Origin of the sequence: Gillisia sp. JM1 (assembly GCF_000424645.1) — a bacterium.
Lineage (GTDB): Bacteria > Bacteroidota > Bacteroidia > Flavobacteriales > Flavobacteriaceae > Gillisia.
This window is the reverse complement of the sequence record NZ_KE384218.1, coordinates 345,146-367,968: the sequence shown is the minus strand read 5'-3', so window position 1 is coordinate 367,968 and position 22,823 is coordinate 345,146. Positions and strand designations below refer to the sequence as shown.

At 35.1% G+C, this 22,823-nt stretch carries 19 protein-coding genes; 12 read left to right on the top strand and 7 right to left on the bottom strand.

Features of this window, described 5'->3' with window-relative positions:
• Positions 1 to 206: 206 nt before the first annotated feature.
• Positions 207 to 1,496, bottom strand: a complete 1,290-nt coding sequence (gene tyrS / locus H033_RS0104935; protein WP_034886107.1) for a tyrosine--tRNA ligase — start codon at positions 1,494 to 1,496, stop codon at positions 207 to 209.
• A gap of 158 nt (positions 1,497 to 1,654) precedes the next feature.
• On the opposite strand from tyrS, the gene H033_RS0104930 reads away from it, so the two are divergent.
• Together H033_RS0104930 and H033_RS0104925 are read left to right on the top strand one after the other, a co-directional pair.
• Positions 1,655 to 2,686: an NAD-dependent epimerase/dehydratase family protein gene (locus tag H033_RS0104930; protein ID WP_026837296.1), complete on the top strand. Its 1,032-nt coding sequence runs from the start codon at positions 1,655 to 1,657 to the stop codon at positions 2,684 to 2,686.
• Positions 2,687 to 3,083: 397 nt separating this feature from the next.
• Positions 3,084 to 4,094 (top strand): DDE-type integrase/transposase/recombinase, encoded by a 1,011-nt coding sequence (locus tag H033_RS0104925; protein ID WP_026836997.1) that lies wholly within the window; start codon positions 3,084 to 3,086, stop codon positions 4,092 to 4,094.
• Between the two features lie 33 nt (positions 4,095 to 4,127).
• Here H033_RS0104925 and H033_RS0104920 read toward each other — a convergent pair whose 3' ends face one another.
• Genes H033_RS0104920 through H033_RS0104910 form a run of 3 tightly spaced genes read right to left on the bottom strand, consistent with a single transcriptional unit; the run spans position 4,128 to position 6,690 of the window.
• The gene (locus H033_RS0104920; RefSeq protein WP_026837295.1) at positions 4,128 to 4,607 is read right to left on the bottom strand and encodes a DUF4296 domain-containing protein; all 480 of its coding nucleotides are present in this window, start codon (positions 4,605 to 4,607) and stop codon (positions 4,128 to 4,130) included.
• An 8-nt stretch (positions 4,608 to 4,615) separates the two neighbouring features.
• Entirely contained in the window at positions 4,616 to 5,959 is a 1,344-nt protein-coding gene (locus tag H033_RS0104915; protein WP_026837294.1) for a dihydroorotase, read from the bottom strand.
• Positions 5,959 to 6,690, bottom strand: a complete 732-nt coding sequence (locus H033_RS0104910) for a polyprenol monophosphomannose synthase (RefSeq protein WP_026837293.1) — start codon at positions 6,688 to 6,690, stop codon at positions 5,959 to 5,961. The genes H033_RS0104915 and H033_RS0104910 overlap by 1 nt, the downstream gene beginning before the upstream one ends.
• A 100-nt stretch (positions 6,691 to 6,790) precedes the next feature.
• On the opposite strand from H033_RS0104910, the gene H033_RS0104905 reads away from it, so the two are divergent.
• Together H033_RS0104905 and H033_RS0104900 are read left to right on the top strand one after the other, a co-directional pair.
• A complete protein-coding gene (locus tag H033_RS0104905) occupies positions 6,791 to 7,450 on the top strand; it encodes a DUF4271 domain-containing protein (RefSeq protein ID WP_026837292.1) in 660 nt (219 codons plus the stop codon).
• A gap of 22 nt (positions 7,451 to 7,472) precedes the next feature.
• A complete protein-coding gene (locus H033_RS0104900; RefSeq protein WP_026837291.1) occupies positions 7,473 to 8,219 on the top strand; it encodes a uroporphyrinogen-III synthase in 747 nt (248 codons plus the stop codon).
• A 158-nt stretch (positions 8,220 to 8,377) separates the two neighbouring features.
• On the opposite strand, the gene pckA is transcribed toward H033_RS0104900, so the two are convergent.
• The gene (gene pckA / locus H033_RS0104895; protein ID WP_026837290.1) at positions 8,378 to 9,976 is read right to left on the bottom strand and encodes a phosphoenolpyruvate carboxykinase (ATP); all 1,599 of its coding nucleotides are present in this window, start codon (positions 9,974 to 9,976) and stop codon (positions 8,378 to 8,380) included.
• A 78-nt stretch (positions 9,977 to 10,054) separates the two neighbouring features.
• Positions 10,055 to 10,444: a DUF423 domain-containing protein gene (locus H033_RS0104890; protein ID WP_026837289.1), complete on the bottom strand. Its 390-nt coding sequence runs from the start codon at positions 10,442 to 10,444 to the stop codon at positions 10,055 to 10,057.
• Between the two features lie 75 nt (positions 10,445 to 10,519).
• Here H033_RS0104890 and H033_RS0104885 point away from each other — a divergent pair, with 75 nt between their 5' ends.
• Both H033_RS0104885 and H033_RS0104880 read left to right on the top strand, forming a co-directional pair.
• The gene (locus H033_RS0104885) at positions 10,520 to 11,893 is read left to right on the top strand and encodes a saccharopine dehydrogenase family protein (protein WP_026837288.1); all 1,374 of its coding nucleotides are present in this window, start codon (positions 10,520 to 10,522) and stop codon (positions 11,891 to 11,893) included.
• A 49-nt stretch (positions 11,894 to 11,942) separates the two neighbouring features.
• Entirely contained in the window at positions 11,943 to 12,413 is a 471-nt protein-coding gene (locus H033_RS0104880; protein ID WP_026837287.1) for an Lrp/AsnC ligand binding domain-containing protein, read from the top strand.
• 265 nt (positions 12,414 to 12,678) lie between these two features.
• Here H033_RS0104880 and H033_RS0104875 read toward each other — a convergent pair whose 3' ends face one another.
• Complete coding sequence (locus H033_RS0104875) at positions 12,679 to 13,365, bottom strand: zinc metallopeptidase (RefSeq protein ID WP_026837286.1); 687 nt, start codon at positions 13,363 to 13,365, stop codon at positions 12,679 to 12,681.
• A 229-nt stretch (positions 13,366 to 13,594) separates the two neighbouring features.
• On the opposite strand from H033_RS0104875, the gene pyrH reads away from it, so the two are divergent.
• The 6 genes from pyrH (at position 13,595) to H033_RS0104845 (ending at position 22,784) form a co-directional block, all read left to right on the top strand.
• Positions 13,595 to 14,302, top strand: coding sequence for a UMP kinase (gene pyrH / locus H033_RS0104870; protein ID WP_026837285.1), 708 nt, complete (start codon positions 13,595 to 13,597; stop codon positions 14,300 to 14,302).
• Positions 14,303 to 14,527: 225 nt separating this feature from the next.
• The gene (gene frr, locus H033_RS0104865; RefSeq protein WP_026837284.1) at positions 14,528 to 15,082 is read left to right on the top strand and encodes a ribosome recycling factor; all 555 of its coding nucleotides are present in this window, start codon (positions 14,528 to 14,530) and stop codon (positions 15,080 to 15,082) included.
• Positions 15,083 to 15,206: 124 nt separating this feature from the next.
• A complete protein-coding gene (locus H033_RS0104860; protein ID WP_026837283.1) occupies positions 15,207 to 17,675 on the top strand; it encodes a DUF5686 family protein in 2,469 nt (822 codons plus the stop codon).
• 219 nt (positions 17,676 to 17,894) lie between these two features.
• Positions 17,895 to 20,318 (top strand): efflux RND transporter permease subunit, encoded by a 2,424-nt coding sequence (locus H033_RS0104855; RefSeq protein ID WP_026837282.1) that lies wholly within the window; start codon positions 17,895 to 17,897, stop codon positions 20,316 to 20,318.
• A 158-nt stretch (positions 20,319 to 20,476) separates the two neighbouring features.
• Positions 20,477 to 21,919 carry an asparagine--tRNA ligase gene (gene asnS / locus H033_RS0104850; RefSeq protein WP_026837281.1) on the top strand — a complete coding sequence of 481 codons (1,443 nt, stop codon included), beginning with the start codon at positions 20,477 to 20,479 and terminating at the stop codon, positions 21,917 to 21,919.
• A 10-nt stretch (positions 21,920 to 21,929) separates the two neighbouring features.
• A complete protein-coding gene (locus tag H033_RS0104845) occupies positions 21,930 to 22,784 on the top strand; it encodes an RluA family pseudouridine synthase (protein WP_026837280.1) in 855 nt (284 codons plus the stop codon).
• Positions 22,785 to 22,823 lie beyond the last annotated feature (39 nt).

Below are 22,823 nucleotides of genomic sequence, written 5' to 3'. Positions count from 1 at the left end.
CACACACACTTATCTTCAATCTTGCCGAAAAAATCAAAAAATTTTTTTATAAAACTGTAATGAACTAGTTTTTTTTCGAACTAATACTTGTAAACATAATTTTTGGTTAGGTTTTTGTTTACAATAAGCTATATGAGTTTTTTCATATTAGATTGGTTAGTTAGTTGCAAAGCCCTTAAACAGTATAATGTTTAGGGGCTTTTGCATTATACCACTCTTAAAATATAGGTGTTTCTTTTCCCTTTATTTAGAATAACAAATTTGTTATTTATAAGATCCGATTCAGAAATTAGATAATCCTCCCCTACTCTTTCTTTATTCACAGAGATCGAGTTTTCTTTTAAAGCTCTTCTTGCCTCTCCATTAGAATTTAAAAATCCTGTTTTTGCGGCTAAAGCAGCAATCATATCTAAACCAGCATCAACATCTGCACGCTCAATTTCTGCCTGAGGAACTCCTTCAAAAATATCTAAAAATGTAGCTTCATTTAAACTTCTAAAATCACTTGCAGTACTTTTTCCGAAGAGCACATTAGAAGCTTTCACTGCATTCTCAAAATCTTCTTTTCCATGTACAGTTATTGTAACCTCTTCAGCTAAACGTTTTTGAAGCAACCTTAAATGCGGCTCTTTTCCATGTTCTGTAATAAGTTCTTCAATAGTTTTTTGATCTAAAAACGTAAAGATCTTAATATATTTTTCGGCATCCTCATCACTGGTATTTAACCAATACTGGTAGAATTTATAAGGAGAGGTTCTATTTGGATCCAACCAAATATTACCGCCTTCACTCTTCCCGAACTTACTACCATCACTTTTGGTGATTAAAGGACAGGTAAGTGCATAACCTTTCCCATTCCCAATTCTTCTAATAAGCTCTGTCCCGGTAGTGATATTTCCCCACTGGTCACTTCCTCCCATTTGTAAGGTACAAGCTTGATTTCTATATAAATGAACAAAGTCATATCCCTGCACTAACTGATAGGTAAATTCAGTAAAAGACATTCCTTCGGTATCTTCTCCAGAAATTCTATTTTTCACAGAATCCTTAGACATCATATAGTTTACCGTAATATGCTTACCAACGTCTCTTATAAAATCCAGAAAAGAAAATTCTTTCATCCAATCGTAGTTATTCACAAGAATAGCATCATTCTTTTCTCCTGAAGAAAAATCCAGAAATTGAGAAAGTTGTTTTCGTACACATTCCTGATTATGTCTTAAAGTAGCTTCATCTAAAAGATTTCTTTCGCTAGATTTTCCTGAAGGATCTCCAATCATCCCCGTTGCTCCACCTACTAATGCCACCGGCTTATGACCACTGCGCTGAAAATGTGCTAAGAGCATAATAGGCACCAAATTTCCAATATGCAAGGAGTCTGCAGTAGGGTCGAAACCAATATAAGCAGCACGCATTTCTTCCATTAAGTGCTCTTCAGTTCCAGGCATCACATCGTGCATCATGCCTCTCCAGGTAATTTCCTTAACAAAATTCATAGGTATCTTATTTTCAATATTAATGCTTCAAACTTCTTTGTTTTTGTCCTATTCTAAATTCATTGGTTTACTAATGAACTCTAATATCTAATAGAAAACAGCGGTAAAGATACCAATAACTGCCATTTTTCCTAAGTTGAAATAGCTATATTTACCTTATGATATTAGTTACAGGAGGCACAGGACTAGTGGGCTCACATTTACTTTTAGATTTAGTTAGATCTGGAAAAAAAGTTAGGGCGATCTATAGATCAGAAGGCAAACTTTCTGAGGTGAAAAAGGTGTTTTTATATTATGTTTCAGCTAAAGAAACCGCATTTTTATTCGATTCTATAGATTGGGTTCAAGCAGATATCTTAGACATCCCTTCTCTCAATGAAGTATTCACGGATATTGATTATGTATATCACTGCGCTGCAATAGTATCTTTTGATGCTAAAAACGCCGAAAACCTTAGGGCTACAAATATTGAAGGAACTGCCAATATTGTAAACTCTTGTATAATATTCAAGGTTAAAAAACTTTGCCATATCAGCTCTATAGCTACTATGGATATCGCTTTGGGAGATGAATACATTTCTGAAAATTTTACTTGGCATCCCGAAAAAGCACATAGCGATTATGCCATTTCGAAACATGGAGCTGAAATTGAAGTTTGGAGAGGCACTCAGGAAGGTCTTTCAGCAGTAATTGTAAATCCCGGAGTAATCATTGGGCCTGGATTTTGGGATTCTGGCAGTGGGCAGTTATTCAAAAAAATAGATGAAGGTTTAAAGTTTCATTTCCCGAAGACAACAGGTTTTGTCGGGGTGCAAGATGTATCTAAAGCATCTATACTTCTAATGGATTCTTCCATAGAAAATGAACAATATATAGTTGTGTCAGAAAACTTGAGTTTTAAAACCATCTTGGAGTGGGTTGCGGAGAGCCTTCAGAAAAAAGGACCACATACCCCTTTAAAACCTTGGATGGTCTTTATTGGTTGGATCTATCAAAGTATTGCCAATATATTATGGGGAGCAAAGAAAGAACTTTCAAGAAACGATTATAGGTCCCTTTTTGAACATTCTTATTATAGCAATGAAAAAATTAGGGAGAAAACAAGTTTTTCTTTTACTCCAGTAAAAAGTGTGGTAATGGAAACAGGAGTGTTATTTAGAAAAGAAAAAGATAATATCGCGTCATCCTGAGACCTGTGATAAAAAATTATCTAGCGTAGGTTTTTGACGTATGAAAGATGCTGAAACGAGTTCAGCATGACGAAAGTTAAAACCAGTATCGTCAACCTATCCCGATACTTCGGGAGTTCAGGGTCGCTTATTTGGAGTAACTTTGGAATTACGTCAATGGTAATTTATTTCAGGGTTTTCTCACTATATTCTGAGATGCTAAATCTCCCGAAGTTTCGGGATAGAATAACGTCCATTTTCTGTTTATGATAGTTTCTATGTGTAAAGTTTCACTACAATGTTGATGGCATTTCATCCCTTTCGGGGTTTTCTTTGAAGGCGTAGCCGAAAAAGAAAACCCCGAAAGGGTCAGATAAAAAAGTTGATTATTTTTGTTTTACCACAAATAAAAATAATTATGCAACAAATCTATCATTTCAATGCCACTACGAATATAAATATTCGTACCCAAATTCAAACCAATTCTGCTACAAATTCCGAATTGGCATCAAGGTTCAACGTTTCCAAACAAACTATTTCAAAATGGAAAAACAGGGATTTCGTCCAAGATGTTTCCTGTGCGCCCCATAACATTATATATGCTTTGACCGATTTGGAAAAAGCGCTTGCCATAAGTTTGAGGAGTTCCACGTGGCTACCCATTGATGAGGTCTGGGAATCTTTGTTGGAGGGTAACCCGGCAATTTCAAGAAGTTCTGTCTACCGTTGTTTTGTGAAGGAAAACATCAATAAAGTACCTCAGGAAAAGAGGGATATTGCCAAAAAATTCAAAGCCTACAAACCAGGGTACCTACACATAGATGTAACCTATTTGCCCAAATTCGAGGGGCAGTCATATTATTTATTTGTGGCAATAGATAGGGCCACCAGGACTATGTTCTATGAGGTCTATGAAAACAAAAAGGCTGAGAGCACAGAAGATTTCATGGACAAATGCCTGGATTTCTTTCCGGTCCATATCAGTCATATCTTAACCGACAATGGACTTGAATTCACCAACAGGCTTATTATGTCCAAAAAAGGAAAACTTTGTGACAAGCCTTCTAAAATGGATGTGAAATGCATGAAGAACAACATTGAACATAGGCTTACAAAACCAGCAACACCAAAAACGAACGGTATGGTGGAAAGAGCCAACGGAACGATTAAAAACAATACCATCCTAAAAATAAAATATCAAAACAAACAGCAGATGGGGAAGGATATGATGGAGTTCCTGTGCTACTATAATTTGTACAGGAGGCATGGTTCTTTGAGAAAAGAACTTAATGTGAAAACTCCTTTTCAAGCAGTTGAAAAATGGTACAAAATAGAACCTGAATTATTTAAAACAACACCCAATGAATTTAAAAATAAAATCCTAAGTTTACAATCTGATCTTAATCAACTTCCATCAACAACCTTGTGAAACTCGACATCTATGTATTAAGAAGAAAAAAAATTAATTAGAGATATTTTTACTTTGAGGTTTCGAACCAAGACTATCAATTAAAATAGCTTTTGGAATCTTAAGGCTGTCTATATCCAAGGTGTCCTTGGTATCCAATGCTCTTATAGAATCTTCAATTCGTTGTTCTTCGTCACGAATCACTTCAAACTTCGCCTTCATCACTTCCAGGTTTTGCTTCACTTTCTGGTAGATGCCATCGAATTTATCATACTTTTTAGCATAATAAGTCGTGCTTTCTGCCAATTGCAAACTGTCTATCTTATATTTTGAGTATAAATAAGTGTCCGGCTGAAGACCTGTTTCTTCAAGAGTTCGTTTATTTTTGTTCTTCGCAGAATTTAATAAGGACAATTCTGTAAGAACATCTACCATCTTATCTTCAGATATTAAATTATCGGGCTTCTTGACCTCCTCTATATTTTGGCAAGAACTCAAGAAACAAGCAATTATAAATACCTTTAAAAATCTCATACAATTTATTATCTATCGAATGTTAACTGCTCTGCCACCTGAGTAAAAGGCATGAATTTGAAGTTTTTATAAACCAATTGGCCATTTACAAAGGTATGTGTAACTCTAGATTTAAAAGTAACTCCATCAAACGGAGACCAACCACATTTGTAGACTGTATTACTTGGCTGTACAGCCCATGGAGCATTAAGATCTATTAGAACAAGATCTGCTTTGTAACCCACTCTAATGAATCCTCGTTTTTCAATTTGAAATAGAATCGCAGGATTATGGCACATTTTTTCTACAATCTGCTCAAGACTTATCTTTTCCTGGTGATGCATTTGTAACATTGCAGGAAGCGCATGTTGTACCAAAGGACCTCCGCTAGGAGCTTTAGTGTACACGTTTTTCTTTTCCTCTTTTGTATGAGGTGCATGATCTGTAGCAATTACATCTATACGTCCATCTAACAATGCTTTCAACAAAGCATCTTGATCTTTCTTGGTTTTAATTGCAGGATTCCATTTTATAAAAGTTCCTTTCTTTTGATAATCTGAATCGTTGAACCACAGGTGATGTACACAAACCTCAGCAGTGATCTTCTTATCTTTTAAAGGCAATTTATTGTCGAATAATTTTAATTCCTTTTCCGTAGAAATATGAAAAACATGCAATCTTGCTCCGGTCTTTTTTGCTAGCGCAACCGCTCTTGAAGAGGATATATAACATGCTTCTTCACTTCGGATTTTTGAATGTAATTCAATAGGAATATCATCCCCATAACGTTCAACACATTCAGCTAAATTCTTCTGAATAGTAGCTTCATCTTCACAATGCACCGCGATCATTAAAGGAGATTTCAAAAAGATCTGCTCCAAAACTTTTGCATCATCTACCAACATATCCCCTGTAGAAGAACCTAAGAATAATTTTAGGGCAGCGGTAGTTTTAGGATCTACCTTTAAAATTTCATCCAGATTATCATTGGTACCACCAAACATAAAAGAGTAGTTGGCATAAGAGGAATTCTTTGCCAAATCAAATTTCTCCTGCAATTTTTCTATAGTTGTGGTCTGCGGATTGGTATTTGGCATTTCTATAAAAGAAGTGATCCCTCCCGCAATAGCGGCACGAGAACCTGTTTCTATAGTATCTTTATGAGTTAAACCTGGTTCCCTAAAATGCACCTGATCGTCTATTATTCCAGGAATAAGATAATTCCCTTCCGCATCGATCATCGTTAGGTCTGGAGATTTTGCACTTATACTATCGGCTATTTCAACAATAATTCCATTTTCGATAAATACATCTCCCTCCATAATTGTCCCTTCATTGACAATTCGTGCGTTTTTGATTAAAACCTTCTTCATTATTTTGATGTCTTATTAAAAAGACTTTTTAATTTCATATTAATTACTCCAAAAACTGCTTCAGAAATAATCCCTCCACTCATTTTAGAACTTCCCTTTGTTCTGTCGGTAAAAATTACCGGAATTTCTTTAATGTCGAACTTTTGTAGATATGCTTTAAATTTCATCTCTATCTGAAATGCATAACCCACAAACCGTATCTTATCTAAGTTTATATTTTCTAAAACCGTTCTCTTATAACAAACAAAACCTGCAGTTGTATCATGAATATCCATTCCTGTGACAAATCGAACATATTTTGAAGCAAGCCACGAAAGCAACACTCTACTCATAGGCCAGTTAATCACATTTACTCCTGTTACATATCTGGAACCAATAGCCAGATCGGCCCCGTTTTTCTCACAAGTATTGTACAACCGGATAAGATCATTAGGATTATGAGAAAAATCGGCATCCATTTCAAAAACATATTCATATTTATGAGCTAATGCCCATCTAAAACCGTGAATATATGCTGTCCCTAAACCCAACTTCCCTTTTCGTTCCTCTATAAATAACGAACCAAAATACTCTGCCTGAAGTTCTTTTACCTTAGCAGCAGTCTGGTCTGGAGAATTATCATCTACCACCAAGATATGAAATTTACGCTGCAAGGAAAATATGTTCCTAATCAAGCGTTCAATATTTTCAATTTCGTTAAAGGTGGGTATAATAATTATCCCATTCGACATGCTAGAAATTTTGGGCAAATGTAACCATTTTTGTCCTTTTCAGGTTTAATTTTACTTTCATCTTTCCCGCTAATAATTATACATTTGTAAAAATTTATAATTGGAAGCAATAGAACGATATATAACCTCAAACGACCTACTTACCATTATTATTCTATTGGTACTATTGTTATTAGCCGTTGCCAAGACTCTATTTAGTAATCGGTTCGAAGATTTCATCTCTCTAGCTGCATCAGGAAAATACTTAATTATAAAATCTAAAGAGTATAAACTCCTATTTGGTTTTAACGTTTTAATGCTCACTGCACATATTTTAATTGTCTCTTTATTCGTTTTTTTAACATTTAGGCTTTTAACAACACAAACTTTAGACAGTTCTGGAAATTTATTATTGAGAATAATTACAGCTTATAGTTTTATTGCTTTACTGAAGATTACCGTAGAAAAAATTATTGCTAACGTTTTTGACATAGATGAAATTATGGATACTTATATTTTTCAAAAACAAACCTATCTTAATTTTATATCTCTGATTATCTTTGGATTATCATTGTTTCTGGTATATAGTGATATCCCGAGTTTACCTCTTTTCTATCTGATTATTGCGCTTATACTTATCGCACTTTTATATATCCTGTATGCAATTGTCAAAAAGAACCTTAGATTAATCTCTCGCTTTTGGTTCTATTTTATTTTGTATCTTTGCGCACTCGAAATCGCCCCCTATGTTGTTTTGTATAAGTTAATTACTAAATACTAAAAATTCAAATAACTACAACTATATGAAAGTGAAAACAATTTTAATATCTCAACCAGAGCCTAAAATAGAAAATTCACCCTATTTTGAGTTGGAAGAAAAGCAACGAGTAAAAATTGATTTCATACCATTTATTCACGTTGAAGGAGTTAACTCCAAGGATATTAGGCAACAAAAAATAGATCTTACTAATTATACTGCTATTATTCTAACAAGTAGAAATGCAGTAGATCACTTTTTTAGAATAGCCGAGGAAATGCGATATAAAGTGCCAGACACACTTAAATATTTCTGCTTAAGTGAAGCTGTCGCGTATTATTTGCAAAAGTATGTAGTCTACAGAAAACGAAAGATATATGTTGGGAAACGCACATTCTCAGAATTATCTCCATTTATCAAAAAATATAAGAACGAAAAATTTCTTTTGCCAGCTTCAGACATGCTAAAACCAGATGTGCCTAAAATACTTAACAAATTAGGTGTAGAATGGAAAGAAGCAGTGTTTTATAAAACAGTGGTAAGTGATCTTTCACATTTAAGAAATGTCACTTATGATATTCTTGTGTTCTTTAGCCCAAGTGGAATAAAATCCCTGTTTGAAAACTTCCCAGATTTCGAACAAAAAGAAACAAAAATAGCCGTTTTTGGAAACACCACCATAAAGGCAGCAAAAGAACATGGATTGGTATGTAATATAAAAGCACCAACTCCAGAAACTCCATCTATGACGATGGCGCTTCAGAAATATATAAAAGAAGTTAACAAGAAATAGTTAGTTTTTTTTACAACTAATAAAGCCAGATAAATTTAAATTTATCTGGCTTTTGTTTTTCAAATTACCCGCTATTGCACTTGCCTTATAATCTATAAATAAAAAACCCGATAAACTCTTAGGATTTATCGGGTTTCTGACTTGTTATATACTATTAACTACACAATGGGTCCTCCAGAAAGGATCTCCTTATTAGAATTATCTTCATATTTTTTGAAGTTATTTTTGAATGAATTAGCAAGTTCCATTGCCTTCTCATCGTAAGATTTTTTATCACTCCAAGTTTCTTTTGGATTCAAGATCCCACTAGGAACATTATCGCATTCTACTGGCATATTAAGACCAAATATAGGATGCTGTGTAAATTCTACTTCTTCTAATTTACCATCTAAAGCAGCTTCTATCATTGCTCTGGTATATTTCAATTTCATTCTGTTTCCTGTACCGTATGCTCCACCAGTCCAACCGGTGTTTACCAACCATACATTAACATTAGCATCTTTCATCTTCTTACTTAACATTTCAGCATATTCTGCAGGATGTAATGGCATGAAAGGCGCTCCAAAACACGCAGAGAAGTTTGGTTGTGGCTCATCTACTCCAGCTTCCGTTCCTGCTACTTTTGCAGTATATCCGCTCATAAAGTGATATGCAGCTTGCGCAGGAGTAAGTTTGCTTATGGGAGGCAATACCCCAAAGGCATCTGCAGTTAAGAAGAATATGTTCTTAGGATTTTCACCTATTGAAGGCATTGCAATATTGTTAATATGATCTAAAGGATAACTCACACGGGTGTTTGGAGTAATAGAAGTATTTTCAAAATCTATACTCCCATCATCATTCAATATCACATTTTCCAAGATCGCTCCTGGCTTAATAGCATTAAATATGTCTGGTTCATTTTCTTCTGAAAGGTTGATCACTTTCGCGTAACATCCTCCTTCAAAATTGAAAATAGTGTTTTCATTAGTCCATCCGTGCTCATCGTCTCCAATAAGTTTACGTTTAGGATCTGCAGATAAAGTTGTTTTTCCAGTTCCCGAAAGTCCGAAGAAAACAGCAGTATCTCCTTCTTCTCCTATGTTTGCTGAACAATGCATAGGAAGTGCATTTTTATGTACCGGAAGTATAAAATTTAATGCTGAAAAAATTCCTTTTTTGATCTCTCCTGTATAGCCACTACCACCTATTAAGGCGATTTTCTTCGAAAAATTTAAAATAGAAAAGTTTGCTTGACGAGTTCCATCTACAGAAGGATCTGCTTTAAAACCAGGAGCATTAACTACGATCCAGTCTTCTTTAAAATTTTCAAGCTCAGACTCCTCTGGTCTTAAAAACATGTTATAAGCAAATAGATTAGACCAAGGATATTCGTTGATCACACGGATGTTTAGACGATAATTATCATCTGCACAAGCATAAGAATCACGAACGTAAATTTCTTTCTCTGAAAGGTAATCTACTACCTTGTCGTATAGCTTATCAAATTTATCAGTATCAAATGGAATATTGATATCTCCCCACCAAACTTTGTCTTTGGTCTCTTCATCTTTTACCAAAAAGCGATCTTTAGGAGATCTTCCGGTAAATTCTCCTGTGTTAACGGCTAAAGCGCCAGTCGCTGACTCAACCCCTTGGTTGTTATCCAAAGTTATCTGGTGTAATTTTTCAGGAGATAGTTGATAGTGAGCAGTAGCCTTATTAATTCCGTATTTTTCTAACGATAACGATTTCGTAATTTGCTTATTTGCCAACATAAAAGTTTAAGTTGTGTGTTTGTTTAGGCTGGCAAAAGTAAAGAAACTTATTTTGATACTTAATAAAAAGGTTCTACTTTATTTCTTTTTTAACTTTATAAAATGAACCAATAACCAGGCCCAGCCTATAATTAATAAACTGCCTCCCAAAGGGGTAGCCAAGGCAATTACTTTAAAATCAATGCTTGTTAAATCATTTGTCGCCAGTAAATAAATAGATCCGCTAAACAAAATCACTCCAAAAATCAGTAAATAAAAGATTCCTTTGCAAAGCTTATACCCAGATGTTATTATTAATCCTAATATTAGTAATAATAAAGAATGATAGATCTGGTATTTTATTCCTGTTTCCATTGAAATAAAAGCGTCTGGAGATAATACTGGTTTTAATCCGTGAGTTCCAAAGGCGCCAATTACAATTCCTAAAAGTCCAAACACAAAGCCTGCGATATAATATTTTCTCTCCATCCTATAATTTTATTAGTCTAAACATTTAAGTACATTCGTCCTTTAACTTTACAAAACTAATTAAGAAAATTTAATATGCGACAAATATTAATAATTGGTGCCGGTAAGTCTACCTCGGTATTAATTTCCTATTTACTTGATAAATCTGAAACCGAAAATTTATTCCTAACCATTGGGGATCTAGATATAGAAAATGCAAAAAAACTTAGCCAGAATCATGAAAGATGCAAGGCTATTGTGTTAGATGTTTTTAATAAAGAAAGTCGGGAATCAGCAATCAAAGATGCCGATATCGTTATTTCTATGTTGCCTGCAAGATTTCATATAGAGGCAGCTAAAGATTGTATTAAATATAAAAAATCACTTGTTACAGCTTCGTATGTGAGCAAGGAGATGAAAGCCTTAGATCAAGAAGTCAAAGAAAACGGATTGGTCTTTATGAATGAGATTGGCGTAGATCCTGGAATAGATCATATGAGTGCCATGAAGGTGATAGACAACATTCGTGAAAAAGGTGGAAAAATGATCCTCTTTGAATCTTTCACCGGCGGACTTGTAGCTCCAGAAAGCGATACAAATCTTTGGAACTATAAATTTACTTGGAACCCAAGAAATGTTGTTGTAGCAGGTCAAGGTGGTGTAGCTGAATTCATCCAGGAAGGAAAATATAAATATATCCCTTACCACCGCTTATTCCGAAGAACAGAATTCTTAGAAATAGAAGGTCATGGCAGATTTGAAGGATATGCCAATAGAAACTCGTTAGATTACCGAAGTATTTATGGCTTGGAAGATATTCTTACTTTATATAGAGGAACTATAAGACGGGTAGGTTTTAGTAAGGCTTGGAATATGTTTGTTCAGCTAGGTTTAACAGATGACACTTATACTATGCAGGATACTATGAATATGAGCTATAGGGATTTCATCAATTCATTTCTACCTTATTCTCCAACGAATACTGTAGAGCTAAAACTTAGACATAATCTTAAAATAGACCAGGATGATATTATGTGGAATAAGCTGGAAGAATTAGATCTTTTCAATAAAGACAAGAAAATTGGATTAGAGAATGCCACTCCAGCACAAGCACTTCAAAAAATATTATCAGATAAATGGACACTTGCAGAAGATGATAAGGATATGATCGTGATGTATCATAAATTTGGATATGAGCTTAATGGAGAGAAAAAGCAAATAGATTCTACCATGGTACTAATTGGGGAAGATCAAACCCGAACTGCGATGGCTAAAACTGTAGGCTTACCAGTTGCCATAGCAACCTTAGCTATTTTAAATAAAAAGATAACTACTCCTGGGGTTCAAGTTCCAATCACAAAAGAAGTTTACACCCCTATACTAGAGGAGTTAGAATCTCATGGAATTTTATTTAAGGAGCAGGAAAATAAATATTTAGGTTATAATCCGTCTGGAGGAGTAGGGAATTGATTAAAATAACAGTAATTTTTAAGCCCCAAACTTAACAACCTATAACCAAATGAAATTTGTAGATGACCAAGTAACTATTGATGGTATTGATAAAACCATCCTTAATTATCTTATGGAAGATGCGCGAAAGCCTATACTAGAAATAGCCAGAAGTATTGGCATAAGTGGTGCTGCAATCCATCAAAGATTGAGAAAACTAGAAAAAGCTGGATTAATTGAAGGCTCGAAACTCATGATCAACCCAAGGGTTTTAGGTTATAAAACTTTAGCCTTTGTGGGTGTTTATTTGGATAAAGCGGTGAGCAATCCTCAAGCTGTAAAAAGATTAAGTGAAATTCCGGAAGTATTGGAATGCCATTACACAACAGGGAACTGGTCTATATTTTTAAAAATCCTCTGCAGAGATAATGAGCATCTTATGAAAGTCCTTAATAAGAACATTCAAGCCATTGATGGCGTTTCAAGAACAGAAACCTTTATTTCTCTGGATCAGCAAATAAAAAGACAGATTAAAGTATAGTTCCTTGTTCTAGGAATTAGTATCATACAAATGAACTTGTATCCCTGAGCCCTTTGACTAGCGCTCAGGATAGACCAAAGGCGAAGGTCCTATAAACATCTCGAATACTACGCTTCATTTGAAATTTTATAATATCTAGTTAGAAAACAGAAATATCCAAAAATAAAAGGAGGCGTTGTAATTTACAACGCCTCCTTTTATTTATAAATTTCGACTAGTCCTGTAGTTATTGGAATGATTCAGGATTTTATTCTATCCTAATATTTTAATCTCTTCCTAAGTAAATACTCACAAAATAAAGCAAGGTTGCTAAAGAACCTATTGCCGCAACTACATAAGTTCTAGCGGCCCATTTCAAAGAATCTTCTGCTGCATCGTGTTCTACTGCGGTTAACATATTTTCTGTTTCCAACCACACCAAAGCTCTTTTACTTGCATCGTATTCTACAGGTAAGGTTACAAAACTAAATAAGGTTCCCATCCCAAAAAGAATGATTCCAATTAACAACACAGTACTTCCTAAAGAAGTCATTGCCATTAACACCAGTCCGCCCATGATCACCCACGTAGAAAGTTTAGACGCTACACTTACAATTGGCACAAGCTGGCTACGCATTCCTAACCAGCTATATGCCTGCGCGTGCTGTATCGCGTGTCCACATTCGTGAGCTGCAACTGCTGCGGCCGCTGCATTTCTTTGCGTATATACGCCTTCACTTAAATTGACGGTTTTTTTCTGGGGATTGTAATGATCTGATAACATTCCAGGAGTAGAAATTACTTTCACATCGGTTATTCCATTATCAGAAAGCATTTTTTCAGCGATCTCTTTTCCACTCATCCCGTTTTGAAGATGAACCTTCGAGTACTTTTTAAATTTGCTTTTTAATTTGTTGCTCACATACCAACTCACGGCAAATATGAGTCCTGCAATTATATAATATCCTATCATTTCTTTTTAATTTGTTGTTTTTTACAAAACAAATATAACAAAAACCCGGCCATTTTCAAGTGTGTCAGTTCTTAAGGAGAAATGGCTCGAAGCCCAATATTATAGACTTCAGCAAGATTACAAACTTAAAATTACACTAAATATTAAAGCTTAATTACAATAGGGCGCCAGAGATTCTTTGCAATTTAAGATATTGTCTATATTTGCATCATTCATCTATAAACAGGATATGCACTACAAAAGAATTCTTCTTAAACTATCAGGCGAATCATTAATGGGCGAAAGACAGTATGGGATAGATCCTGACCGTTTGGCCGAATATGCACAGGAAATAAAAACTGTGATAGATAAAGGTGTTGAGATTGCCATTGTTATAGGAGGTGGGAATATTTTTAGAGGTGTTGCCGGCGCAAGTAAAGGAATGGACAGAGTACAAGGAGACCATATGGGAATGCTTGCAACTGTTATTAATGGACTTGCATTACAAGGATCCTTGGAAGATGCAGGAATACAAACAAGATTACAATCTGCCATTCAAATAAATGAAGTTGCAGAACCATTTATAAGAAGAAGAGCAATTCGTCACCTAGAAAAAGGGCGTGTTGTGATTTTTGGTGGAGGTACAGGAAATCCATATTTCACTACAGATTCTGCTGCTGTTCTTAGAGCTATCGAGATCCATGCAGATGTTATATTGAAAGGAACCAGAGTAGATGGTATTTATACCGCAGACCCTGAAAAAGATAAAGAAGCTACAAAATTCGATTTTATCACTTTCGATGACGTAATTCGCAAAGGTTTAAAAGTGATGGATACAACAGCATTTACACTTAGCCAAGAGAATGAATTACCAATAATTGTATTCGATATGAATACCAAGGGAAACCTGTTAAAAGTGGTTACAGGTGAGACTATTGGAACCAAAGTAAATTTATAGGTAAAATCAATAACCTCGAGGCAAGTCCGCCTGAATGTTTCGGGCAGGCCTCAGGGAATTAAACCCTCAATGAGGGATTAAAAAATACAAACTTTTTTAAGTGAAGTATTGTTGCCAAGTGCACAAGACAAGAAGTTTGAAAACTAATTTTTAAAAATCGAGTCATCCCGATAACTATCGGGTTGGAGAATTAAACACTTATTGAGGTATTAAAGTTTAAATAATATGAACGAAGATTTAAAATTTATTCTAGAGAGTACAGAAGAGAACATGCACAATGCTATTAAGCATTTAGAGAAACAGTTTCTTAATATTCGTGCTGGAAAAGCAACTCCTGCCATGCTTGGAAGTGTAATGGTAGAATATTATGGTAGCATGACTCCTTTAGCACAAGTTGCAAACATCAACACGCCAGATGCGAGAACACTTACTATCCAGCCATACGAGAAAAGCTCGATAACTGCCATTGAAAAAGGGATCATGTTCGCTAATCTTGGCTTTAATCCTATGAACAATGGTGAAAGTGTTATCATTAGCGTTCCGCCTTTAACTGAAGAAAGACGTAAAGAACTGGTTAAGCAAGCAAAAGCTGAAGCTGAAGAAGCTAAGATCGGGATTAGAAATGACAGGAAAGTTGCTAATAACGATATCAAGAAATTAGAGATCTCTGAAGATGAAACTAAAATTGCTGAAGAAAATATTCAGACTTTAACAGACACTCATATTAAAAAAGTAGATGCTAGTTTAGATGTTAAAGAAAAAGAAATCATGACGATCTAAACCTAAGATCCTCTTAAAATATATCAAAATCGGCTTTAGAATATTATATTTGGTTTAACCTAAGTATTATAAATATTTTAAAGCCGATTTTTTTAGGTCAACTAGCCTGAGGAATGATAAATCTATGCGAACACTACTTACCCTAGCTTTATTTATTATTTCATATTCTAGCCTTATCGGTCAAAACACTATTAATGGCCAGGTAATAAATTCTGTAAATGGTGATCCTCTAGCCTACGCTACCATAAAGATTTCAGAAAAAAAACAAACTCTTACCAATATAGACGGAAGCTTTAGTTTACAATTAACTGCACAAGACTCTATTTTGAAAGTTTCTTACATTGGTTTTTCCAGTAAAGAAATTGAAGTCACTAAGTTTTCAGATTTCTACATTATAAAACTGCAGCCATTTACTGAAGACCTTTCGGCTGTGATGTTGTATTCTGAAGAAAGCCCTACAGATAAAATTATTCGTAAAGCGATAGAAAGAAAAGATGACAATGACCCGGAGAAGGCTTTGAATAGCTTTCAATATAAAAGCTACAACAAATTTATTATAGATAATGATGCTTCAGGTATTAGTACCCAAACTGATACTTCTAATATCGAAATTAGGACGATCATCAATCAAGGTCGAGCCTATCTTTCAGAAAAAACTGCAACTCACTTATTTATTAAACCCAATAAGAGAAAAGAATTAGTAGAAGGCATTAAGACGGCAGGTTTTAACAAGCCAGTTTACGATGTATTGGCTTTAAAAGCAGAACCTCTTTCTCTTTACAAGAACAACTATCAATTATTTGATACAGATTATGCAGGCCCTCTTGCAAATGGGGCATTCAATAATTATTCTTATAAAATATTAGACACTACAAGCGTAGAAGGAAGACCTTCTTATATGATCTACTTTAAACCGAAAAGGGAAAAGAAAGTCGCAGGATTAGAAGGTGTTTTATACATAGACACCACGAGCTATGCTATTCAAAAAGCAACCGCACAACTGCTTGGTGCGGTAAATTTAGTGATAGATCATAACTATAATTATTATGATGACCAAGATTTGTGGTTCCCCAGCGGTCAAACCATCACATTAAAACCTGGTACAGGAGGTAAAGATATTTCTGTATTTGGCGGAAGTATTTCTTTAGGAACAGTGCAGCGTAAAAAATCTATTTTAAATACGGTTATTGGATCTGGAGAAGTGGAATCGGGTTTGTTTTTGGAATCCACTACAGTGAATTACGATGTTCAGTTCAACCAAGAAGTTTCCTTTCCAAAATATGCAGCCACTATAAATGTATTAAAAGATGCAAATGAAAAGTCTGTTAATTACTGGGAAGCCAATCGACAAATTCCATTTTCTATAAAAGATGAGCTTACTTCTCAAAAAGTAGACAGTATAATAAGAACTCGAAACATAGAGTCTAAGATCAGATTTAAAAAAGCGATTTCCAATGGTAGTTTACCTGCCGGAGTGTGGGATTTTGATATCAGTAAATTTTTTAAATTCAACAATTACGAAGGGATTCGGCTAGGAGCTGGAGGAACAACAAATGCTGATTTTTCTGAAAAAATAAGGCTACATGGCTATCTAGTTTATGGTTTTAAAGATGCAAAGTTCAAATATGGAATTGGTGCAGGAAAGTTGCTAAGAAAACGCAGCGACACTTGGTTAGATATTGAATATAGCGATGATATTAGTGAAGTAGGAGCCTATAAATATTTGAAAAGTGTCAATGATTTCTCCATCTTAGAACCCCGATTTGCAAACATTACTTTTTACTACAAATATAAAGCACTACAAGCTGGACTCACCCATAGGTTCACTCCAAAACTAGCGACAGAATGGGTGATTAATAAAAGTGATATCTCACAAATAGGAGATTATGGTTTTGTAAATAGTAATCAACTATATACAGATTACACCATTACAGAAGCCACACTCGGTTTCTTATATCGTCCTTTTAGTACATTTTTGAATACCCCAGAAAGCAACCAGGTAATTAACAAAGGATATCCACAGTTCACAGGGCAGGTATCAAAAAGTTTTTCGAATATTTTAGGGGGAGATTTTGATTTCACCAAAGTTGGATTAAAAGTAGAATATCAAATAAATAGGCTGGATCTTTCTAACACTCAATTTACATTAGAGGGAAATTATGCTTTTGGAGATATCCCGCTTACACATGCATTTCACGCCTTCCCGAACAATCCTAATAAAGCAGAAATCTTAAATAGATTCTCCATAGCAGGAAAGATCAGTTTTGAAACGATGTACTTTAATGAGTTTTTTAGTGATCGCCAAGCTGCGCTGCACATTAGACATCAGTTTCGTCCAATAAGAATTACCGATACTTACAAACCCGAACTGGCTCTTCTTAATAGATTTATAATTGGAAACTTTAATAATATTGAGGCGCATCAAAATATCGAATTCAATTCCTTAAAGCACGGTTATTCTGAAGCCGGCTTAGAACTCAACAAATTGCTTGGTGGTTTTGGGCTTAGTTTCGCCTATAGGTACGGCGCCTATCACCTACCAACCTTCAAAGAAAATTTCTCCTTTAAGTTTACCCTGAACCTAAAAATTTAGAAAGAAGATTACTTTACTCAAAACCAAATCAAGAACCGCAGGACAAGCCAGTCCGAAGGTTGAGGTAAGGCTCATAAGCGATATCTTGATAATTATCAGGATGGAAAATTCTATTGAAAATTAGAGGCTTCACCACAGCTATCTGGACGAGAATTAAACCCTCAATAAGTGTTTAATACCAAGGCTTTTCTTAACTTTGCCCGCGCTCAAAAAACAGGCATGTCAAAAATTTTTAGTTTTGGATTTTGGAATTCCATCGCTCGGGTTATTCTTAGGAATAGGCTCGTTATTATTGCTATTATTATTGGTATTACCATATTTCTTGCCTTACAATGGCAAAATATGCGATTTTCTTATACCGAGGCAAATCTTTTGCCAGACGATCACGAGATCAACATTACCTATAATAGTTTTCTAGACAAATTTGGGGAAGAAGGGAACATTATAGTTCTTGCGGTAAACGATTCCACCCTTTTTACTCCTGAAAAATTCAATGCCTGGAATAAACTTTCAGAAAAATTACAAACTTATCCCGAATTAGAAAGTGTAATTTCTCTTGGCAACTTAAAGAAATTACAAAAATTCGATGACCCTAAGAGGTTGGAGATGGTTCCGTTACTCAAAAAGGGGAAATTGGATAGTACTCAAGTTGCTGGGTATAAAGATGAGATTTTTAATAAACTGCCTTTCTACGACAATCTGGTTTATAGCAATAATACCAATACCGTACAAACAGCACTTTATATTAAAGAAGAAATAGTTAACTCCAAAGAACGAAAGATCTTTGTTATAGAGGAGTTGGGGCCGCTTATTAAGCAATTCGAGCTAGATAATGACATCAATGTATACGTGTCTGGGATGCCATACATAAGAACATTGAACTCACAAAACATCATAGACGAAATAGGTTTATTTATTGGGGGAGCATTACTTGTAACCTCTTTGATCTTCTTCTTTTTCTTCAGATCTGTTAGAGCAACCTTAATCTCAATGGTTACCGTTCTTATTGGCGTAATGTGGGCCTTTGGAGTAATTGGTTTATTGCATTATGAGATCACTGTACTTACGGCGCTTATACCTCCTCTTATCATTGTAATTGGAGTCCCCAATTGTATTTTCCTGATCAATAAATATCAGCTGGAGATCAAAAACCACGGAAATAAGGCAAAGTCCTTACAACGAGTTATCACCAAGGTCGGAAATGCAACCTTACTTACCAATCTAACAACTGCCTCTGGCTTTGCAACCTTTATCCTTACAGACAGTAAGCTATTAAAGGAATTTGGTATTGTCGCCTCCATTAACATTATTGCCATTTTTATTTTAAGCTTGGTGATCATCCCGATTATCTATAGCTATATGTCTTTACCAAAAGACAAGCACCTAAAGCATCTCAACAAAAAATGGATCGGCGGATTTGTAGATTGGGTGGAACGTATGGTTCGTGATCATAGGATTGCTATCTATATTGCTTCCATTTCGTTATTAGTATTAAGCATTATAGGTATTTATACCATTAAGACCTCAGGAAGTTTGTTGGAGGATATGCCACAGGATGCAGCTTTTTTCAAAGATATCGAATTTTTTGAAGAAGAATTCAACGGAGTAATGCCATTGGAGATCTTAATAGACACTAAGAAGCCTAAAGGTGCACTAAAACTTTCCACTTTAAAGAAAATGGAAAGATTGGAGAATACTATAGATGAGGTTCCAGAATTATCTTCTCCCCTATCCCTGGTAAGACTCGCTAAATATTCTAAGCAGGCTTATTATAATGGGAATCCAAAGTATTACCAATTACCCACTTCTCAGGAACAAAACTTCATCGCTCCTTATTTAAAAGGAATTTCTTCTGAAGGTAATCTGTTAAATTCATATGTAGACACCACAGGGCGGTATGCCAGAATGACTACATTTATGAAGGATATTGGCACAGAAGAAATGGAGCGAATTGAAGCCGGTTTATGGCCTCAGATCAATAAAATATTTCCTCCAGATAGATATGATATCTCCCTTACCGGGAAAGCACTGATTTTCCAAAAAGGAACCACCTATTTAGTGAAAAACCTTATCATTTCACTTTCACTTGCTATATTATTGATTGCATTGTTAATGGCATGGATGTTCAGATCTTTTAGAATGATCCTCATCTCGCTAATACCTAACTTGTTACCATTAATTATAACCGCAGGAATGATGGGCTTCTTAGGAATACCTATTAAACCGTCTACAATTCTAGTATTTAGTATTGCTTTCGGAATCTCGGTTGACGACACCATACATTTTCTGGCAAAATATAGGCAGGAATTAAAAGCAAACAACTGGAAGATCAAAAGATCTGTGTATGCTTCTTTAAGAGAAACTACAGTAAGTATGTTTTATACTTCTATAGTCTTGTTCTTCGGATTTTCAGTATTTATGATCAGTAGTTTCGGAGGTACCGTAGCATTAGGAGGATTGGTTTCAGCAACTCTTTTATTTGCCATGTTATCTAATTTGTTGTTATTGCCATCGCTGTTGCTTTCTTTAGAAAAGAGTATTGCCAATAAAGAGATCTTAAAGGAACCTTCTATGCAGATTATCGAGAATGAGGACGATGATTTATCAGATGACGAAAATGATGATCAGATACCTCGAGCTTAGCTTAAGAATCAATGTTCGAAACATAATTAAAATTTCGAGTCATCCCGATAGCTATTTGGATGGAGAATAAAACCCTCAATGAGGGAAAATAAATATGGGGTTCTTGTTAAGCTAGCTAGGAAAAATTATCTTTGAATCCCTATAAAAATATATGTAAAATGATAAAAGCAAAAATTGCTGATTTATTAAACAGCGATCAATTCTTACAGGAAGTTGAAGTAAAAGGATGGGTACGATCTTTTAGAAGTAATAGATTTATAGCCGTAAATGATGGTTCTACCATAAATAACTTACAATGTGTTATTGATTTTGAAAACACTCCAGAAGATGTTTTAAAACGAATTACTGTAGGAGCTGCTTTAATGATCAAAGGGACTTTAAAAGAAAGTTTGGGGAGCCAGCAAAGTGTTGAAGTAGAGGTAACTTCTTTAGAGATTCTTGGTGATGCCAATCCAGAAGAGGTGAAATTAACGATCTTGTCTCCAAAAAAACATAGCCTTGAAAAATTACGGGAACAAGCACATTTAAGGATTCGTACCAATACCTTTGGAGCGGTGATGCGTGTTCGTAGCAAGCTGTCTTTTGCGGTACATAGTTATTTTCAGCAGAATAATTTCCATTACGTGAACACCCCAATAATTACAGGTAGTGATGCCGAAGGTGCTGGAGAGATGTTCAAGGTAACTGGAATGGACTTGAATAATCCTGAAAGAGACGAAAAAGGGAATATAAATTATAAAGAAGATTTCTTCGGAAAAGAAACAAATCTTACGGTTTCTGGTCAATTAGAAGCTGAAACTTATGCAATGGGACTTGGCCAGGTATATACTTTTGGACCAACTTTTAGAGCAGAAAATTCTAATACTTCCAGGCATTTAGCAGAATTTTGGATGATAGAGCCAGAAGTTGCTTTTTGTGACCTGGATGGAAACATGGATCTTGCAGAAGATTTTATAAAATATGTGGTTTCTTACGTTCTGGAGAATTGTAAAGATGATCTTGAATTTCTTGAAAACAGATTGAAGGACGATGAAAAGACAAAACCAGCTGCAGAGCGAAGTGAACTAGATCTACTAGAGAAATTAAAATTCGTAACAGAGAATAATTTCAAAAGAGTAAGTTATACTGAAGCGATAGATATCTTAAAAAATTCTAAGCCGAACAAAAAGAAAAAATTCCAATACCCAATCGAAGAATGGGGAGCAGATCTTCAAAGTGAGCATGAACGCTTTTTAGTTGAAAAACACTTTAAATGCCCTGTGATCCTTTTTGATTATCCTGCAAATATCAAGGCTTTTTATATGCGTCTTAATGAAGATGGAAAAACAGTAAGAGCCATGGACATCTTGTTTCCTGGGATTGGAGAGATTGTTGGAGGCTCTCAAAGAGAAGAACGTTTAGATGTTCTTAAAGAGAAAATGAAAGCCCTGGATATCGACGAGAAAGAACTTTGGTGGTATTTAGATACCCGTAAATTTGGAACTTGTGTTCACAGTGGTTTCGGACTTGGTTTCGAAAGGTTAGTTCTATTTGTAACAGGAATGACAAACATAAGAGATGTCATCCCTTTCCCTAGAACACCTCAAAATGCAGAATTTTAAAATTATATAATTGAAAATTATCGAATCGCATATTGTTCCTGCAGTCGCTTCCAAAATACGACTGCAGGAATACGCGGTTGGAATATTTAGAATGCTACCTTCCAAAAGCGGACTTAAAAAAGCCATCAAAAAAGAAGAAATTCTTTTAAATGGAAAGATTGCTCAAACTTCAGATTGGATAGAGGAGCACCAGCAAATAGATTATATTCAGAAAGAAGAAAAACAACTTAAAATCTTCCAACTTAAATTGGAAGTGGTTTTTGAAGATGAGTATTTGGCAATTATCAATAAGCCATCCGGATATCCAACAAGCGGAAATTATTTTAAAACAATAGAACACGCTCTCCCCTTCAACCTAAAACTCTCATCTCTTCCTGATGCTTTGCCCTACCCCGTTCCTGTTCACAGACTCGATAATCCCACAAGTGGCCTATTGATCATTGCAAAAACAAAGTCGGCGCAACTGCAGTTGCATCAGGATTTCGAGGAAAAGAAGATCCATAAGACATATTTAGCATTGGTTACTGGCGAAACTCCTATACAAGCATCTATTCAAACCAGTATAGAGGGAAAAGAGGCTTTTACTACTTATAAAACGCTGAAATCCTTTCAACATCAAGAGCGTATTTATTCCTTACTAGAAGTTGCTCCAAAAACAGGGAGAACCCATCAAATAAGAATTCATCTCTCCACTTCTGGCTTTCCTATAGTAGACGATAAATTATACGGTTCTGGCGAGAATCCCTTCAGAAAAAAAGGACTTTATCTTGCGGCAATAGGTTTAGAACTCGAACATCCTATATACAAAACTCCTCTAAAATTAGAATTAGAGTTTCCTTCAAAATTCAGCAAGGCAGTTAGTTAGCTTCTCGAGAGCCATTCTTAACAAAATTTTACGAAAGCA

Excerpts from the sequence above, each read along its gene's own strand:
- H033_RS0104900 (WP_026837291.1), top strand. The coding sequence starts at position 7,473 with ATGAAAGTGAAAACAATTTTAATATCTCAACCAGAGCCTAAAATAGAA.
- asnS (WP_026837281.1), top strand. The coding sequence starts at position 20,477 with ATGATAAAAGCAAAAATTGCTGATTTATTAAACAGCGATCAATTCTTA.
- pyrH (WP_026837285.1), top strand. The coding sequence starts at position 13,595 with ATGCACTACAAAAGAATTCTTCTTAAACTATCAGGCGAATCATTAATG.
- H033_RS0104925 (WP_026836997.1), top strand. The coding sequence starts at position 3,084 with ATGCAACAAATCTATCATTTCAATGCCACTACGAATATAAATATTCGT.
- H033_RS0104855 (WP_026837282.1), top strand. The coding sequence starts at position 17,895 with ATGTCAAAAATTTTTAGTTTTGGATTTTGGAATTCCATCGCTCGGGTT.
- H033_RS0104885 (WP_026837288.1), top strand. The coding sequence starts at position 10,520 with ATGCGACAAATATTAATAATTGGTGCCGGTAAGTCTACCTCGGTATTA.
- H033_RS0104910 (WP_026837293.1), bottom strand. The coding sequence starts at position 6,690 with ATGTCGAATGGGATAATTATTATACCCACCTTTAACGAAATTGAAAAT.
- H033_RS0104930 (WP_026837296.1), top strand. The coding sequence starts at position 1,655 with ATGATATTAGTTACAGGAGGCACAGGACTAGTGGGCTCACATTTACTT.
- H033_RS0104875 (WP_026837286.1), bottom strand. The coding sequence starts at position 13,365 with ATGATAGGATATTATATAATTGCAGGACTCATATTTGCCGTGAGTTGG.
- pckA (WP_026837290.1), bottom strand. The coding sequence starts at position 9,976 with ATGTTGGCAAATAAGCAAATTACGAAATCGTTATCGTTAGAAAAATAC.
- H033_RS0104860 (WP_026837283.1), top strand. The coding sequence starts at position 15,207 with ATGCGAACACTACTTACCCTAGCTTTATTTATTATTTCATATTCTAGC.
- H033_RS0104915 (WP_026837294.1), bottom strand. The coding sequence starts at position 5,959 with ATGAAGAAGGTTTTAATCAAAAACGCACGAATTGTCAATGAAGGGACA.
- H033_RS0104890 (WP_026837289.1), bottom strand. The coding sequence starts at position 10,444 with ATGGAGAGAAAATATTATATCGCAGGCTTTGTGTTTGGACTTTTAGGA.
- tyrS (WP_034886107.1), bottom strand. The coding sequence starts at position 1,496 with ATGAATTTTGTTAAGGAAATTACCTGGAGAGGCATGATGCACGATGTG.
- H033_RS0104880 (WP_026837287.1), top strand. The coding sequence starts at position 11,943 with ATGAAATTTGTAGATGACCAAGTAACTATTGATGGTATTGATAAAACC.
- frr (WP_026837284.1), top strand. The coding sequence starts at position 14,528 with ATGAACGAAGATTTAAAATTTATTCTAGAGAGTACAGAAGAGAACATG.
- H033_RS0104920 (WP_026837295.1), bottom strand. The coding sequence starts at position 4,607 with ATGAGATTTTTAAAGGTATTTATAATTGCTTGTTTCTTGAGTTCTTGC.